Genomic DNA, 14,873 nt, shown 5'->3' with positions numbered 1-14,873 from the left:
AAAGAGACGAAAAATTAGGTGATTTACAGATGAAGATTAGTATTGCCGCACTTGTTCTTTTGAGCTTTCTTTTTGCGTCAACTGCATCAGCTGCAGGAAAAGAGGAGAAAGAACTCGAGTTAAAGAGCGAGTCGGCACTTTTGCTTGATGAAAAAACAGGTGCAGTACTATTCCAAAAAAACGGCTATAAAAAAATGTATCCAGCGAGCTTGACGAAAATCGCTACGGCCATATACGCATTAGAAAAAGGTTCTTTAGACGATATGGTAATGGTAAGCAAACATGCAGCAGAAGAAGAGGGGACCAGTGTTTATTTAGAGACTGGTGAAAAAGTCAGTCTGGGAAAACTGCTGAATGGTATGCTTGTCAATTCAGGCAATGATGCTGCAGATGCAGTTGCAGAATATCTAGATGGAAGTCCTGCGCAATTTGAACAAAACTTTAATGACTATTTGAAAACAGAAATAAAAGTAAAGTCGACTCATTTTACGAATCCAAGTGGTTTGTTCAATGAAAACCATTATACGACTGCTTATGATATGGCGCTTATCACAAAGTATGCGTTAAGAAATGAAGCCTTCCGAGCTATTTTCGGTACGAAAGAGTTGAACTGGGATGGATTATCTTGGGATACGACGCTTGTTACCCACCATCTTATGTTAAAGGGAGAACTGCCGTATGAAGGTGTCAACGGTGGGAAAACCGGCTATGTAGATCAATCCAAACAAACATTAGCAACGTCTGCTGCCAATGACGGGCTAAACTTAATTGCAATTGTCCTGAAAGGTGATTGGAAAGAGGATGTTTATGAAGATACAGAAGCAATGTTTGATTATGGCTTCAAAAATTTTATAAATGACACGTTTCCGCCAGGTATGCAATATCCAGTTGCAGGTAAAGTCTTTCAAACAGAAAAGACCGAGCTTGTCACTGTTCCGAAGGATAACAGCACACCAGTTATCACACCGACTGGAGAGCTGTTGATGCAGACAAAAGCTGGCGATACTATTCAATCACTTCAGCTGAAGGAAAAGGTGCCTCTCGATGTGCTTCAAGCTGGTGACACTTTAAGTAATAAGGAAGAAAGCGATAGTTCTTATCTTTCTATTAAGGTCATAGCTGGTGTCCTTGTTATTGGTATCATAGCAGCTGCTGTTATATACAAAAAGAAAAGATAGCAAAAGAAGACTGTTTGATAGTAAGCTTGATAAATTTATTGGTAAACTAGGGATGTTGATTAGCACTGCTGTGGTTCGCTTTCCAGTGGGACAAGGCTGTTTCGCTATTCTTGTAGGAGTCTCACCACTTCCGTTCATTTTTTGAATAAAGACTTCTATTACTCCTATAAACGTATTTTGGGTATTTTGTATCACTTTAACAAATAAGTTAAAAATACCTACTAACCCATTATCAATATTATAGTGCAATAAAAAATGGGCCCTGCAACAAGCAGGGCCCATTTTTTTGTACTTATTTATACATTTCAGCTACTTGCTTTTGCAGCTGTGCATCTTCCAAGTACTCATCATAAGTTACTTGTTTGTCTACTAGGCCGCTTGGTGTAATCTCAAAGATTCTGTTTGCGATTGTAGAAACAAACTGATGGTCATGTGATGCGAACAGCAAGGAGCCTTTAAAGTTAATAAGGCCGTTGTTTAATGCTGTAATGGATTCAAGATCCAAGTGGTTTGTTGGTTCATCCATAAGCAGCACGTTGGAACCGCTAAGCATCATTTTGGAAAGCATGCAGCGGACTTTTTCTCCTCCGGAAAGAACGCTAGGTTTTTTCATTACTTCTTCACCAGAGAACAGCATTCTGCCAAGGAAACCTCTCAAGAAGCTTTCTGTCTGATCATTTGGTGAGTATTGGCGCAGCCAATCAACTAGGCTTTGCTCGTCACGTGCGAAGTATTCAGAGTTATCTGCAGGGAAGTAGCTTTGTGTTGTCGTAATTCCCCATTTGAAGGAACCGCTGTCTGGCTCAATTTCTCCCATTAAAATGCGGAATAGAGTAGTTTTTGCCAGTTCATTTTTTCCAACAAGAGCAATTTTGTCATCTTTGTTCATGATAAAGTTGATGTTATCTAGAACTTTAACGCCATCAATTGTTTTTGACAGATTCTCTACACGCAATAGGTCATTTCCTATTTCTCTTTCAGGTGTAAATGCAACATATGGATATTTTCTAGAAGATGGTTTAATATCGTCCAGAGAAATTTTATCAAGCAATTTTTTTCTTGATGTTGCCTGCTTGGATTTTGATGCATTTGCACTGAATCGTGCGATAAAGTTTTGCAGCTCTTTAATTTTTTCTTCTTTTTTCTTGTTTGCATCATTTGCCATTTTAGAAGCTAATTGGCTTGACTCATACCAGAAATCGTAGTTACCAACATAAATCTGAATTTTGCTGTAATCCAAATCAGCAATATGAGTACATACTTTGTTCAAGAAATGTCTGTCATGGGAAACAACAATAACAGTATTCTCGAAGTTGATTAAGAATTCTTCTAGCCACTGGATTGCGCCAATGTCAAGATGGTTTGTAGGCTCATCAAGCAAAAGAACGTCTGGCTGACCAAATAGTGCTTGTGCAAGAAGTACCTTAACTTTTTCTGATCCGCTGATGTCTGCCATTTTTTTATTGTGCAGATCTTCATTGATTCCTAATCCTTTTAATAGGATTGCCGCCTCTGATTCAGCTTCCCAACCATTTAATTCAGCAAATTCACCTTCAAGTTCAGCAGCTTTCATACCGTCCTCGTCAGAGAAGTTTTCTTTCATATAAATAGCATCTTTTTCCTTCATTACTTCATACAGTCTTGTATGACCCATGATGACTACTTGCAGCACTTCATGCTCCTCGTACTCAAAATGGTTCTGTTTCAGGATAGCAAGCCTTTCTCCAGGGCCTAATGAAACATGACCGGATTGAGCTTCCAGTTCACCGGAAAGAATTTTAAGGAAAGTTGATTTACCGGCACCATTTGCCCCGATTAAACCATAACAATTCCCAGGTGTGAATTTAATATTAACATCTTCAAATAATTTACGATCACCATATCGAAGACCAACATTGCTAACTGTTATCATTTATATTTTTTCCTCCAAAATACAATATCCATAAAATTATACCATCATTAACAGGTAAGAGCGAATTTTTCTTAGAAAAACTTACTCAATCTCCGCGTTTTCCTTATGTAAGATTTGAGATTTTTTATAAAAAAAGGAGGAATTGTTTAATCTTAAGCGAATATGATTTGTAAGCGTTAAAATGACTAAAACGAGTTTTAGGTGCTTGGATTGGGGAATACGTAAAATATCAATAAAATTTTATTAAATGTTCATATTTTTTTCATATATTTTCTGTACACTACATATAACAGGACATAAAGGAGTAGATATAAATGGCTAGAAAACAGCTTGTTGATTTAGTAAATAAGATGAAAAAATCAGGGATCAAAATAAGCTTCACTAAACCTAGATCACATTTAATCGTTCCCATCCGCCAACCTAATAAATTGACTTCCTCTACAACACATTAAATTACACTGCTAAAAACATGTTCCGTTGTACATTATATGCTGTTTCCATCGTATGAATAGGAAAAAAGGCAATAAATGCTACAATTTTGTGAAACATGTTTTTTCTTTGTCATTCTCTCAAAAAAATAATATATAATGTCATTGATTGTTCAATAGTGAGCAAACTGTTGATTGAGAGAGGGTGAACACAAAATGGAACAGGAACCAATTAAGAAGGCGGTTGCCTATGCTTTAAAAAAGAAAGAGCTGATTGATTGCTCCTTTCTCCGGTATTTTACAAAAGCAATTTTAGCAGGTATGTATATTGGCTTTGCCCTTGTGATTTGTTATAAGCTGGCACAGCCTTTTTATGATGTACATTCGCCCGGAACTTATATGATGACAGCTATGTTTTTCGGCCTGGCACTAGTGCTTATCATGTTTGGGGGTGGGGAGCTTTTTACCGGAAATACAATGGCCTTTACAATGAGCACAATTGCCGGCAGAACAACCTGGAGTGATACGTTTTATAACTGGGTTACCGTATATTTAGGCAATTTTGCCGGCGCTGTACTTTTTGTGGTTCTTATTTACTATTCCGGGTTGTTTCATTTGGAGGAAAAAACAACTTGGCTGATGGAGGTCGCAAACAGCAAAATGAGCGCAACAACATTAGAGCTGTTTATACGGGCTATACTGTGTAACTGGCTTGTTTGTTTGGCAATTTGGATTCCAATGAATATGAAAGAAGATGTGGGAAAAGTATTAGCTACCATGCTTATTGTTTTCGGCTTTATGGTCTCAGGCTATGAACACAGTATTGCCAATATGGGACTGTTTTCCATTGCATTAATTGTTCCCCATCCTGAATTTATTACAATAGGAAACGCGCTTCATAATCTTATTCCGGTGACTATTGGCAATATTATTGGCGGAGGCTTGTTTGTCGGAGCAGTAAATATGTACATCCTTTCCGGAAAAAAAGGGAAGCTAAAAGACGTAAATGTAACTAGCAGTCAAAAGAAGATCGCTAAATAAGATAGCAGAATCTTAGGTCAGTCCAAGAGCAATCATTAAGCCGATACAGCTGATAAACCCAACAACCGGACCAGCCTTTTGGTAAGCTTCAGGCAGCATAGTGGAACAAACCATTGCAATTAGTCCTCCAGCACCAAAAGCTTCAATACTCGCAATAACTATTTCGGAGGCATTTGCCATAAATGAGTAGCCGATTAAGCTGCTTAGTGCGGATATACCTACAACACTTGCCCATAGAAATAAAATCTTTCTTTTTTTGTAGCCATCTTTTTTTAAGCCGACAGTAGAAGAAAGGGCCTCCGGAAAATTGCTGATTAAGATGGCGACAATAAACAGAATGTCGACATGGTTGGTTGCGATCAAGCTTAAACCGATAATTAACGATTCGGGAATAGCATCCATTAAAGTTCCGATGAATATGGCTATGCCTGAGTGGGAAGCAATATTTCCGGTTGACCGTTTTCTGTTTGTACCGCCTTTCATATACAAGAAAACTTCAATTAAAGTAAACAGAAGGGCCCCTCCAAGAAAAGAGACAGAAGTCATCAAAAGCCCGCTCTTTTCCATTGATTCGACAAGCAGGTCAAAGGCAGAAGCACCGATAAGCACTCCTGTCCCCAGTGCCATCAAATAGGCATTCACTTTTGCAGGTACCTCAAAACAAAGGCCGATTATACTTCCGATAAACAAAGACAGACTAGCGATAGCTCCCCATATTGCAGCCTCCAGCATAAATATAAGCTCCTTATTGGTTTTTTTCTGTAAATTCATTTCATGTATTCAGATGCTGATATATAATGGTAAAAGCAAAGGAGACCGGACTTAAATGAAAACACAAAAACAACTTTTTATCCTGCAATGCTTTTATTTTTTTGCCTTTTTTGGCAGCGGCAGCATAGCTCCGCTGCTTAGTGTCTATTTAAACAATTCGATTGGTTTATCTGGTTTTGAAATTGGCATTATTATGTCGATTGGCCCTGTTGTCACCATATTTTTTCAACCCTTTTGGGGAATTCTTTCTGATAAGACAAATGCGCCCACATCTATCCTTAAATTATGCGCATTTTTTGCTGGATTATGTGGTCTAGGGTATTTGTTTATGGACCAGTTTATCTGGATTTTTGTGATTGCGACATTGATTGCCGTATTCCAAAGTGCAATCGTCCCGATTTCTGACAGCATCACGATAAAATACACGAGTGAACATAATCTTGATTACGGAAATGTGCGGATGTACGGAGCTTTAGGTTTTGGGATTGCTGTCTTTGTAATGGGCAGGATTTCAGAAGTTTCCCCGAGCATTATTTTTATTTCCTTTTTCGCTGCATTGCTGATTTGCTCGCTTACAACAGTTAAGATGCCCCGTGAAAAAGCTGCTGCAAACAGCAATCCCCTTAAAGGAGCAAGCAAGCTGTTAGCCCATAAAAAGTACATGCTGTTTTTAATCATCACGTTTATGATTTTTAGTCCGAATCTGGCTAACAACACTTTTTTTGGTTTGTTTGTGGAAGGAAGCGGAGGTACATATACCGGAATAGGGATAGCCTTTTTAATAGCGGTCCTGTCAGAAGTCCCTTTTATGCGAATTGCAGGGGCATGGATAAAAAAATTCGGCCTGTTAGAAATTACATTATTTTCGGGAATACTCTCCTTAATCAGATGGATTTTTTATTTTACAGAACCGAATTTAACACTCGTTTATGCCACTGCTTTTCTGCAAGGATTTGGTGTGGGGCTGTTCATTCCGGCAGGTCTACAATATATTAGAAGAATAGCGCCAGTCCATTTAATTGCAACATCAATCACCTTCTATTCGGCGATTGGCAATGGGCTTGGCAACTGGTTCAATACTTTTATCGGCGGCATTATTTTTGATCATTACAGCATCTTTCATGTATATTTATTTTTCAGTGTCTTAACAGTGATTGGTCTAGGGCTGAATATATTCTTGCTTCGTCTGGAAAAACAGGAGGCTGTTTTAAAAAAACAATGGAATGAAAGTCCGTCATAACTCTATAAAGTCAGCACTTGCTAAAAATAAATTAACTTATAAGCAGGGCTGACTTTTTGCTGTTTTTAAGGGAGCTTTTTATTTTCCGCTAATGTCATAGGAAGGCTGTCCATACTTTTTTATAGCTTGGACATAAGATATAAGGAAATAAGTGGAGGTGGAAAGCGCGATGAACAATTATTATAATCAATGTTCGAAAGGTGTTGGAAAATGTGTCCGTATTCGTACACATAACGGCACAGTTCATACAGGAATCATTGATCGAGTTACTCCTAACAAAGTTTACATTAGGCCATTAGGCGGCGGCAGAAGAGGTTATGGCGGTTTTGGATTTGGTTATTACCGCGGCTATGGTGGCTATGGCGGCTGGGGCTGGGGTGCAGCAGCAGTTGGTTTTTCTTTTGGCTTGATTGCAGCACTTGCATTCATTCCTTTTTTCTAGTTCGGACGATAGGCAATTTTCCTTTTCAAAGGAAGATTGCCTATTTTTATGATAATTAATAAAAATGGACAAAAATAAAAAAAAAATAAAAATGTGCCCATTCGAGACAACCTGTATCTACATATGATGCTTATGTGCATGAGGGAGGTGGATTAAATGGGTGGTGAACAAACAGCAGGATTCGGCGGAGGCTTTGCTCTGCTTGTAGTGCTATTCATTTTATTAATCATTGTAGGATCTAGCTACGTTGGTTATGGTTATTAATTAAATTAATATAAAAAGAGGGAGTGTTTTATAAATGGCATACGGTTATGGTGGTTACGGTTCTTGTGGTTGTGGAGGATACAGCTATGCAGCTCCAGTATCTGGTGGATATGGTAGTGGCGGATTCGTATTGATTGTTGTTCTATTCATTCTATTGATCATTGTTGGAGCAGCTTGGCTGTAAAAACAGCATCAAAGGCATAAGCGATATCGCTTATGCCTTTTTGTTATTGTTTTAGATTAGATAAAATGAAGCTAATGTGTCGGTAATTTGGGCACGTGCTGATGATTTATCATATAGAGAATTGTTTAGCATGTACTTCTTGATTGTCAGCTGTTCATAAATCTCCAATTCTAGTTCTTTCCTTCTTTTTAGAACTTCCACTGTACCATTTAGACCAGTATGATGATGTTTTTTTCCGTAGCCTTGCTTTGTATAATACTCAATAAATCCGTTTCTCCATTCCTCTGGTCTTTCGTTGTATGCTTTACGGAATGACTTTGGAAGATTATCTTGGTCTACATAAAGTAACACTGGGTTGAGCTTGCGAATTATTTTTTCTAAAGAAAGTACATGCTCTACCACGATTTCCTGCGGGATTCCCCATTTTATCATGCCGATTGTTAATGGATTTTGGAGGAAGCAGCATTCGAATATATAAAGCTTATCATCTTGCAGCGCTTTTTCTGTAAATTCAGCCCATTTTTCAGCAGCTAGCATAGCATGCTGTTCAAATGGCAATTCATAAATGTCATGCTTATAAATATCGTTCAGCTGTTCTTTAGAAAAAAACATGCTGTCTTGATTGATTATTTTTCTGTAAGGCAAAAGGATATTGTCTCCTTTTTGCTGACCATACGAAACTAATGCATCCCATTGTTGATTGGTGTTCAAAAGCTGTTCCCATTCAGAAAGAGAAAAGCTGGCGACACCGTCATAATCAGCTGGATGGTCAAGGTTACCCTCAAGATATAGCTCGCTATTTATGTTGTTATTTCTTACTATTTCGTGTAATGCAGAAGCGGTTGTCGTTTTGCCGCTTCCAGGCAAGCCTTCTACTATAACAAGTTTTGTTCGCATATCATCAAGCCTTTCCATAATAGGCTAAAATCTAAACCTTCTAGTTTACATTAATAGACTACTCCATCGTACTCACCCTAATATGTTGATAATAGGAAGTTCTCTAAAAGAATAGGTAATTCCTTCATAAGTTTTGGTTAGTGCAAAAAAAGAATCTCTGAAGGCTTGAAGTCCTATAAAATTGTCGACTTTTTACATGCAAAAAAAATGTTACAATGGAAAGGACTAAGTTTCGGTTTATTAGGAGGATTAATATAAATGTTTGACAAAGCTTTATCTATTTTAAAAGAATATTTTGGCTATGATACTTTCAGAAATGGTCAGGAGGAGGTAATCCGCCAAATCCTCCAAGGCGAAAACGTTGCGTGCATTATGCCAACAGGAGGAGGAAAATCAATTTGTTATCAAGTTCCGGCGATGATTTTTCCTGGTGTAACGCTTGTTGTCTCACCGCTGATTTCCTTAATGAAGGATCAGGTCGATGCTTTGACAGAAGCGGGCATACCGGCAACTTTTCTAAACAGCACGCTTGACTCTTATGAAGCTTCTAAAAGAATGGAAGACTTAAAATCTGGCAAATACAAGATTTTATATGTTGCCCCTGAAAGACTTGATGGAGAGTTCTTTATTGACATGCTTAATGACTTGGAAATTCCGTTTATCGCAATCGACGAGGCTCATTGTATTTCCCAATGGGGACATGATTTCCGTCCGAGTTATTCGAGATTAGGCCAATTAATTAGACGGCTGGAGAAAAAGCCGATTGTTGCTGCCCTTACGGCTACAGCAACCCCAGTAGTTAAGGAGGATATTTGCGCTCAATTGGATATTTCTGTAGATAACACGGTTATTACCGGGTTTGAAAGAAGTAATCTGTCCTTCTCTGTCGTCAAAGGAGAGGACAGGCATCGGTATATTGAGAGATTTCTTAACAAAAACAAAGAAGAATCAGGAATTATCTATGCTGCCACAAGACAAGATGTGGAACGGCTATATGAACGATTAACAAACAAAGGCTATTCATTGGCAAAATATCACGGCGGCATGACAGACAAGGCAAGAGAAGAGGAGCAGCAGAAATTTATCACCGATGATTGTCAGCTTATGGTGGCAACAACTGCCTTTGGGATGGGTATTGATAAAAGCAATATAAGATTTGTGATTCATTACCAGCTCCCGAAAAACATGGAAGGTTATTATCAGGAAGCCGGCCGTGCTGGGAGAGATGGCCTGCCGAGTGAGTGCATCCTCTTATATTCTGCACAAGATATTCGGATTCAACGGTTTTTGATTGATCAGACTACACATGATCCTGATAAACAAGCACAGGATTTATCAAAGCTGCAAGCAATGATTAATTATTGTCATACAGAGGATTGCCTTCAGAAATACATCCTTCATTACTTCGGGGAGGAAACAACGGAAACTTGTGAACGCTGCGGAAATTGTAAGGATGAAAGGCATGTTGTAGATGTAACGGTTGAAGCACAAAAGGTGCTTTCCTGCATGATGCGCATGGGAGAGCGGTTCGGAAAAACAATGGTTGCCCAAGTGTTGACTGGCTCTAAAAATAAGAAAATAATTGATTTTTCATTAGATAAGGTAAAAACATACGGAATTATGAAGGAGCAGTCAGCGAAGGCTGTAAGTGACTTCATTGAATTTCTAATCTCAGAAAATTATATAGCTGTCAGCAGCGGTTCCCTGCCTGTTTTGAAGGTCACAGCAACAGGAAAAGAAGTGTTGCTTCAGCGCAAACAGGTGCTGAGAAAAGAGCAGGTGCAAACGAAGGCACTTACAGAAGATAACGGATTGTTCCAGCGTTTAAGAGCAATGCGAAAAAGTCTGGCTGATAGTGAAGGTGTCCCTCCGTTTGTTATCTTCTCCGATCAAACGCTCAAATTAATTTCCAGTCATAAACCGGAAAACGTAAATGAGCTGTCGGCGATAAAAGGGATAGGAGAGCATAAGCTCAACAAATACGGCGGCATTATCCTGGAGACACTGATTTCTTATAAACAAGAAAATCCGCAGGACTGGGAAAAAGGGCAAGAGGTAGGAGGAACAGAATCTAGTTCATTGCCAAAGAAAAAAGGCAAAACAGAAAACTCTCACTTAATTACACTCGAAATGTTGAATACTGGCTTAAATCTTAAAGAAATCGCAGAGAAAAGAGACATGACAACTATAACTATCGAAAACCATTTGCTTAAATGTGAGGAAGAGGGGCACTCCATTGATTGGAGCCAATTTTTATCACAGGAAGAGCAGCAACAAATTGAGGCAATGATCGAAAAGGTAGGGGGAGAGAAGCTAAAGCCAATTAAAGAAGAACTGGACCCCCATATCAGCTATTTTCAAATAAAGATTGCTCTTTCCCTGTATGTAAGAAAGCAGACAATATAACAAAGGAGAAGCTGTTAGGCTTCTCCTTTGTTATATTGAGCTGATTAAGCTGTCCATTGCTTTTTTCAAGTCTTGTTCACTGTCAAAGGTTGCTTGGGCTTGAGTGTTATTGCCGCCGCCTTTGCCGTTTATTTCGGCAAGCAATTCCTTCAGCAGTGCTCCACAAGAAATAGACTGACTGCCATTATGCTGAATTAATAATTTCTTATCTGATTCAGAAGCCAGGATTGCTATATAATCCTTTTCTTTAATAATGGTCTTAGCAAGAAGCTGTAAGTCCTTTAGTTGTTTATGTGCAAATGAAGCAGAAATGACAGTGCTGTCCGTATTGCTTGTCAGCTTTTCAGCTAAAAAAGCGGCATTTTCTAATTTGGCTGCTTCCAGCTCACTATTTAATATTTTCTTTTCCTTCTCCAGCTTGTCAATTCTGTCTGCCAGCATTTCCTTATTAGTTCGGAATTTGTCGCTGAGCGCCGTTAAGATTGTTTGGGAAACTTGGTAATCCTTCATTGCCCTGTGACCGCATAAGAAGAACAGCCTGGTTTGATTGCGATGCTTTTCTGTTTTAAGCAGTTTAATAAAACCTAATTCACCAGTCCTGGCAACATGTGTGCCTGCACATGCTGAATAATCAATTTGGTCAATTTCCACTATTCTAAGCTTGCCTGTAACACTTGGAAGCTTCCGCAAAGGTAATGCTGCAGCCTCTGTTTCTGTTACAAAATATGTTTTTATTTCTTTATTTGCAAATATGTATTTACTGCATAATGCTTCAATTTCCAGTAAATCTGATGCTGTAAGCTCTTCTATGTCTATATCTATTGTTGTGTAATCTGTTCCAAGGTGGAAGCTTACTGTTGCAATATCTTTCCACTCATGCAATACAGCTGACAGCAAATGCTGGCCAGTATGCTGCTGCATATGGTCATATCGTTTCTCCCAGTCAACTATGCACTCTGCAGTTTGCCCGGTTATCTCTTGCTCGACTAAGTGTAAAATGGTGCCGTCATCTTCCTTTTGAACATCCAATACAGTAATGCCGTTGATGGTACCTGTATCGCTTGGCTGTCCGCCTCCTTCAGGATAAAAAGCTGTTTCTGCTAATTCAACATATTCTTTACCATCTTTATGAAGTGTTTTTACGATATTTGTTGTCCAAGAAGACATGTAGGGGGACGAGTAATACAATTGGTTTGTCATGTTTGATTTCTCCTAAGGATACGTATTTGTTAGACAATCATCATAGCATAATTTCAACCCTTATCGCGATTCAGTGAACTTTAGAATAAGCATTTCGTTTATGTGACGGAAAGAAAATTCTAAAAAATCGTCAAAATACCTATAAAAACGAGTCTTTATGTTCATAATAAACAAAAAAGGGGGCTAACAGCATGTTTTTTAACAGAAAAGGAATGGATGATAAGCCTGAGGAAGTTTTATTGAATTTGGAAGTGTATGCTTGCAATTCCTGCAACGGTTGGATGAGGAAGGATTTTGCAACTGATGATTTGAAATGTCCGTTATGTGGAAATGAGACAACGATGGAAATGAGAGAATTGCCACAAATAAATAACTAATAAAACAAGACCCCATATTCGGGGTCTTGTTTTATTAAAAATAATTGTCTATTTCATCTTGATACATTTGGTTATAGGCATTTTCAGCATCTGATTCCGAGTGAAAGAGGGCATCATCATCTTCAATTGTATGGAATGTGTCGTTCAAAAAAAGTGCTAATGCATTTGGATCTTTTGGATGCTGAACGATTTCTGCCGGTTTTACATTAGATACAGATGGTGTATGGGGATTATGGTAAATGACATATACTTCATCACCTAATTGCAGATCTTTTGGATCAAGTGTGTCCATTGGGTTGTTCTCCTTTCTATTATAAATTTTCGTTCTGTTGACCAATTTCCTTTTCCGCTATCATGCTGTTGGCAGCTTCTAATTTTTGAAGCTGGTCGATAGAGTCTCCTCGGTCATCTGCTGAACGCTGCTTGTTGTTCATTTTAGTGTCTTTTGAATTCTTCATCATACTCTCTCCTTTAAAAACAGTGTTTGCTTGTGCGCAAAAAAATATGATGGAAAATAAAGCAAAAAAGGCATCTATCAAAGGATAGATACCTTCTTTATTTAAGCAAAGCTGTCTGTTAATTCATCGACAAGTGTGCCGACATATGCGACGGCCTGTTTTATTGCATTTGGATTAGACATATCCACTCCTGCGTCCTTCAATAACTCAAGCGGAGTTTTTGTTCCGCCAGCGCGAAGGACATCAAGCCATTTATCGACTGTTTCTTGACCATTTTCACGAATACTAGCCGCAACGGCTGTCGAAGCTGTTAACCCTGCTGAATAGGTGTAAGGATATAATCCCATATAGTAATGAGGCTGACGCATCCATGTCAGATAATCCTGTTCTGTAATCTCGACAGAATCTCCCCAAAATTCCTTCAATACGTTTCCTTTTACTTCATTAAAAACCCTGGCTGTTAAAGGTGTTCCTTCTTCAGCCAGCTTATAAACACGGCGTTGAAATTCTCCTTCAAGCAAATGTGTAACAAAATTATGATAGTAAGTGCCAAGGAGCTGAAGGATAGTCCAGCGTCTCATTCGGTTGTCATTTGTTTTGGCCAGCAAATAGTCAGCAAGCAGCATTTCATTCATTGTAGAAGGTGCCTCAATAAAATAGGTTGACGGTCTTGTATTGACAATACGTTGATTTTTATTTGCCAAATAGAAGTGACCGGCATGTCCTAGCTCATGTGCTAACATAAAGGCGCTTCGCATCGTATTACCCCAAGTAATTAAGATAAATGGATGAGAGCCATACGGACTAGAACAGAAAGCACCAGTTGATTTTCCAACATTATCAGCTATATCAACCCATCTTTCTGTTAAAGCTTTTTTCATGATTTCAGAGTATTCAGGTCCCATCACCTTTAATGCCTCTAAAATAATATCGCTTGCTTCTTCAAATGTTGTTTCAGGATTGAATTCATGATCAAGCGGTGCCTTTAAATCACAGAAAAGCATCTTTTCTAAACCTAACTGTTCTTTTTTCAAGCTTGCAAACTTTCTCATATGTGGTGCTAGTTCATTGAAAATAACGCTTAGCTGATTATGATACATTTCGGTAGTTACTTCTTGTGACTCTAACAGCATGTCTGTAACAGAAGCATATCCGCGAATATTAGCTAAAGTTACTTGTTTTTTTACTTCGGTGCTGTAAGCTGCAGCAATTGTATTGTTGTAACTTGCTAAAGTGTCTGTAAACGATTTATAAGCATTTCTTCTTATTTCCGGATCTGGTGAAAACTCATAAACATCTTCAAATAATGCAAAAGATACAGGAAGTTCTGCTCCGTTATTATCTTCAATGGAAGCAAAGCTCATATCAGCCAGTTTGCTGCTTTGGTACACTAAATAAGGAGAAGCATGAATTTGGCCTAATGATGCCAGTACTTTTTCTGTTTCACTCGATAATGCATATTTTTTTGCAGCTAAGATTTTCTGAATGTTGCGGCTGTAAACGGCAAGCTTCTGTTCTTCTTTCAAGAACTGAGCAATCAGCTCCTCAGGCATTTCTAAAATTTCTGATTGAATAAAGGACATGGTGCCGGCTGCCTTAGCATTAAAAGCTGCAAACAGGGAAGAGTTTGCTTGGTTTTCAGGATTAGTGCCATCTTCAGACTGCTTTAAGGAGGCATATGTACTGATAAGTACGATACTCTCAAGCAACGCTTCCTGTGCTTGCAAGCATTCCAATAATACAGAACTGCTTGTAGCAAGTTTTCCTTTATATTGATCAAAAGCTGCCAAGCTGTTTTCTGCTTGTACTAATGCAGCTTTCCACGCATTGCTATCTGCAAACAGGTCTTCCACCTTCCATTTTAATTCTTCTGGCACCTCATGGCGGTAGGGTCTTGTTTGTTTAGTTATTTGCAATCTGATTCCTCCCCTTATAAAAGGTATTTAGTGATACGAAATGATTATATCATATTATTTTGAATAGTAAGTATATTTTTGCTTCAAAAATATATGACTAATAGAGGATAGCTTATTAATGAGAAAGAATCATTTCCATGACATAAATAAGAAAAATAC

Annotated in this window: 15 protein-coding genes and 1 pseudogene; 9 read left to right on the top strand and 7 right to left on the bottom strand. The window is 38.4% G+C overall.

Annotated features, from left to right (window positions below; translation table 11 throughout):
- Positions 1-29 precede the first annotated feature (29 nt).
- The gene (locus LXM54_RS04900) at positions 30-1,178 is read left to right on the top strand and encodes a D-alanyl-D-alanine carboxypeptidase family protein (RefSeq protein WP_233313965.1); all 1,149 of its coding nucleotides are present in this window, start codon (positions 30-32) and stop codon (positions 1,176-1,178) included.
- 292 nt (positions 1,179-1,470) lie between these two features.
- Here the strand turns inward: LXM54_RS04900 and LXM54_RS04895 are convergent, their stop codons facing one another.
- Positions 1,471-3,090 carry an ABC-F family ATP-binding cassette domain-containing protein gene (locus tag LXM54_RS04895; RefSeq protein ID WP_233313964.1) on the bottom strand — a complete coding sequence of 540 codons (1,620 nt, stop codon included), beginning with the start codon at positions 3,088-3,090 and terminating at the stop codon, positions 1,471-1,473.
- A 314-nt stretch (positions 3,091-3,404) separates the two neighbouring features.
- Here LXM54_RS04895 and LXM54_RS04890 point away from each other — a divergent pair, with 314 nt between their 5' ends.
- Together LXM54_RS04890 and LXM54_RS04885 are read left to right on the top strand one after the other, a co-directional pair.
- The gene (locus LXM54_RS04890; protein WP_233313963.1) at positions 3,405-3,542 is read left to right on the top strand and encodes a hypothetical protein; all 138 of its coding nucleotides are present in this window, start codon (positions 3,405-3,407) and stop codon (positions 3,540-3,542) included.
- 192 nt (positions 3,543-3,734) lie between these two features.
- Complete coding sequence (locus tag LXM54_RS04885) at positions 3,735-4,559, top strand: formate/nitrite transporter family protein (protein WP_233313962.1); 825 nt, start codon at positions 3,735-3,737, stop codon at positions 4,557-4,559.
- A 12-nt stretch (positions 4,560-4,571) separates the two neighbouring features.
- Here the strand turns inward: LXM54_RS04885 and LXM54_RS04880 are convergent, their stop codons facing one another.
- Positions 4,572-5,291, bottom strand: a complete 720-nt coding sequence (locus LXM54_RS04880; RefSeq protein WP_233313961.1) for a ZIP family metal transporter — start codon at positions 5,289-5,291, stop codon at positions 4,572-4,574.
- A 94-nt stretch (positions 5,292-5,385) separates the two neighbouring features.
- Between LXM54_RS04880 and LXM54_RS04875 the strand changes: the two genes are divergently transcribed.
- The 4 genes and pseudogenes from LXM54_RS04875 to LXM54_RS28430 all read left to right on the top strand — a co-directional run.
- A complete protein-coding gene (locus LXM54_RS04875) occupies positions 5,386-6,570 on the top strand; it encodes an MFS transporter (protein ID WP_233313960.1) in 1,185 nt (394 codons plus the stop codon).
- Positions 6,571-6,739: 169 nt separating this feature from the next.
- Positions 6,740-7,012: a hypothetical protein gene (locus LXM54_RS04870; protein ID WP_233313959.1), complete on the top strand. Its 273-nt coding sequence runs from the start codon at positions 6,740-6,742 to the stop codon at positions 7,010-7,012.
- A 156-nt stretch (positions 7,013-7,168) separates the two neighbouring features.
- Positions 7,169-7,276 (top strand): YjcZ family sporulation protein, encoded by a 108-nt coding sequence (locus LXM54_RS04865; protein WP_233313958.1) that lies wholly within the window; start codon positions 7,169-7,171, stop codon positions 7,274-7,276.
- Positions 7,277-7,376: 100 nt separating this feature from the next.
- A pseudogene (locus LXM54_RS28430) lies at positions 7,377-7,460 on the top strand (YjcZ family sporulation protein); the annotation flags it as partial.
- A 51-nt stretch (positions 7,461-7,511) separates the two neighbouring features.
- Here the strand turns inward: LXM54_RS28430 and LXM54_RS04855 are convergent.
- Entirely contained in the window at positions 7,512-8,357 is an 846-nt protein-coding gene (locus LXM54_RS04855) for a hypothetical protein (RefSeq protein WP_233313956.1), read from the bottom strand.
- A 258-nt stretch (positions 8,358-8,615) separates the two neighbouring features.
- On the opposite strand from LXM54_RS04855, the gene recQ reads away from it, so the two are divergent.
- Positions 8,616-10,763, top strand: coding sequence for a DNA helicase RecQ (gene recQ, locus LXM54_RS04850; RefSeq protein ID WP_233313955.1), 2,148 nt, complete (start codon positions 8,616-8,618; stop codon positions 10,761-10,763).
- A gap of 30 nt (positions 10,764-10,793) precedes the next feature.
- On the opposite strand, the gene LXM54_RS04845 is transcribed toward recQ, so the two are convergent.
- Entirely contained in the window at positions 10,794-11,963 is a 1,170-nt protein-coding gene (locus LXM54_RS04845; protein WP_233313954.1) for an alanyl-tRNA editing protein, read from the bottom strand.
- A gap of 191 nt (positions 11,964-12,154) precedes the next feature.
- Here LXM54_RS04845 and LXM54_RS04840 point away from each other — a divergent pair, with 191 nt between their 5' ends.
- Entirely contained in the window at positions 12,155-12,340 is a 186-nt protein-coding gene (locus LXM54_RS04840) for a cold-inducible protein YdjO-related protein (protein WP_233313953.1), read from the top strand.
- A 34-nt stretch (positions 12,341-12,374) separates the two neighbouring features.
- Here the strand turns inward: LXM54_RS04840 and LXM54_RS04835 are convergent, their stop codons facing one another.
- The 3 genes from LXM54_RS04835 to pepF form a co-directional block, all read right to left on the bottom strand.
- Positions 12,375-12,632 (bottom strand): transcriptional regulator SplA domain-containing protein, encoded by a 258-nt coding sequence (locus LXM54_RS04835; RefSeq protein ID WP_233313952.1) that lies wholly within the window; start codon positions 12,630-12,632, stop codon positions 12,375-12,377.
- A gap of 19 nt (positions 12,633-12,651) precedes the next feature.
- A complete protein-coding gene (locus LXM54_RS04830) occupies positions 12,652-12,801 on the bottom strand; it encodes a hypothetical protein (RefSeq protein ID WP_233314797.1) in 150 nt (49 codons plus the stop codon).
- A 98-nt stretch (positions 12,802-12,899) separates the two neighbouring features.
- Positions 12,900-14,714: an oligoendopeptidase F gene (pepF, locus tag LXM54_RS04825; protein WP_233313951.1), complete on the bottom strand. Its 1,815-nt coding sequence runs from the start codon at positions 14,712-14,714 to the stop codon at positions 12,900-12,902.
- Positions 14,715-14,873: the final 159 nt, after the last annotated feature.

It is taken from the genome of Bacillus sp. Au-Bac7 (assembly GCF_021341655.1).
In the GTDB taxonomy this organism is placed as follows: Bacteria; Bacillota; Bacilli; order Bacillales; family Cytobacillaceae; genus Niallia.
The sequence above is the reverse complement of the archived record's forward strand: the minus strand, read 5'-3'. Positions and strand labels throughout refer to the sequence as shown.

Bases quoted from the DNA above. Each gene is read 5' to 3' on its own strand.
- LXM54_RS04900 (WP_233313965.1), top strand. From the start codon at position 30: ATGAAGATTAGTATTGCCGCACTTGTTCTTTTGAGCTTTCTTTTTGCG.
- LXM54_RS04895 (WP_233313964.1), bottom strand. From the start codon at position 3,090: ATGATAACAGTTAGCAATGTTGGTCTTCGATATGGTGATCGTAAATTA.
- LXM54_RS04890 (WP_233313963.1), top strand. From the start codon at position 3,405: ATGGCTAGAAAACAGCTTGTTGATTTAGTAAATAAGATGAAAAAATCA.
- LXM54_RS04885 (WP_233313962.1), top strand. From the start codon at position 3,735: ATGGAACAGGAACCAATTAAGAAGGCGGTTGCCTATGCTTTAAAAAAG.
- LXM54_RS04880 (WP_233313961.1), bottom strand. From the start codon at position 5,291: ATGCTGGAGGCTGCAATATGGGGAGCTATCGCTAGTCTGTCTTTGTTT.
- LXM54_RS04875 (WP_233313960.1), top strand. From the start codon at position 5,386: ATGAAAACACAAAAACAACTTTTTATCCTGCAATGCTTTTATTTTTTT.
- LXM54_RS04870 (WP_233313959.1), top strand. From the start codon at position 6,740: ATGAACAATTATTATAATCAATGTTCGAAAGGTGTTGGAAAATGTGTC.
- LXM54_RS04865 (WP_233313958.1), top strand. From the start codon at position 7,169: ATGGGTGGTGAACAAACAGCAGGATTCGGCGGAGGCTTTGCTCTGCTT.
- LXM54_RS04855 (WP_233313956.1), bottom strand. From the start codon at position 8,357: ATGCGAACAAAACTTGTTATAGTAGAAGGCTTGCCTGGAAGCGGCAAA.
- recQ (WP_233313955.1), top strand. From the start codon at position 8,616: ATGTTTGACAAAGCTTTATCTATTTTAAAAGAATATTTTGGCTATGAT.
- LXM54_RS04845 (WP_233313954.1), bottom strand. From the start codon at position 11,963: ATGACAAACCAATTGTATTACTCGTCCCCCTACATGTCTTCTTGGACA.
- LXM54_RS04840 (WP_233313953.1), top strand. From the start codon at position 12,155: ATGTTTTTTAACAGAAAAGGAATGGATGATAAGCCTGAGGAAGTTTTA.
- LXM54_RS04835 (WP_233313952.1), bottom strand. From the start codon at position 12,632: ATGGACACACTTGATCCAAAAGATCTGCAATTAGGTGATGAAGTATAT.
- LXM54_RS04830 (WP_233314797.1), bottom strand. From the start codon at position 12,801: ATGATGAAGAATTCAAAAGACACTAAAATGAACAACAAGCAGCGTTCA.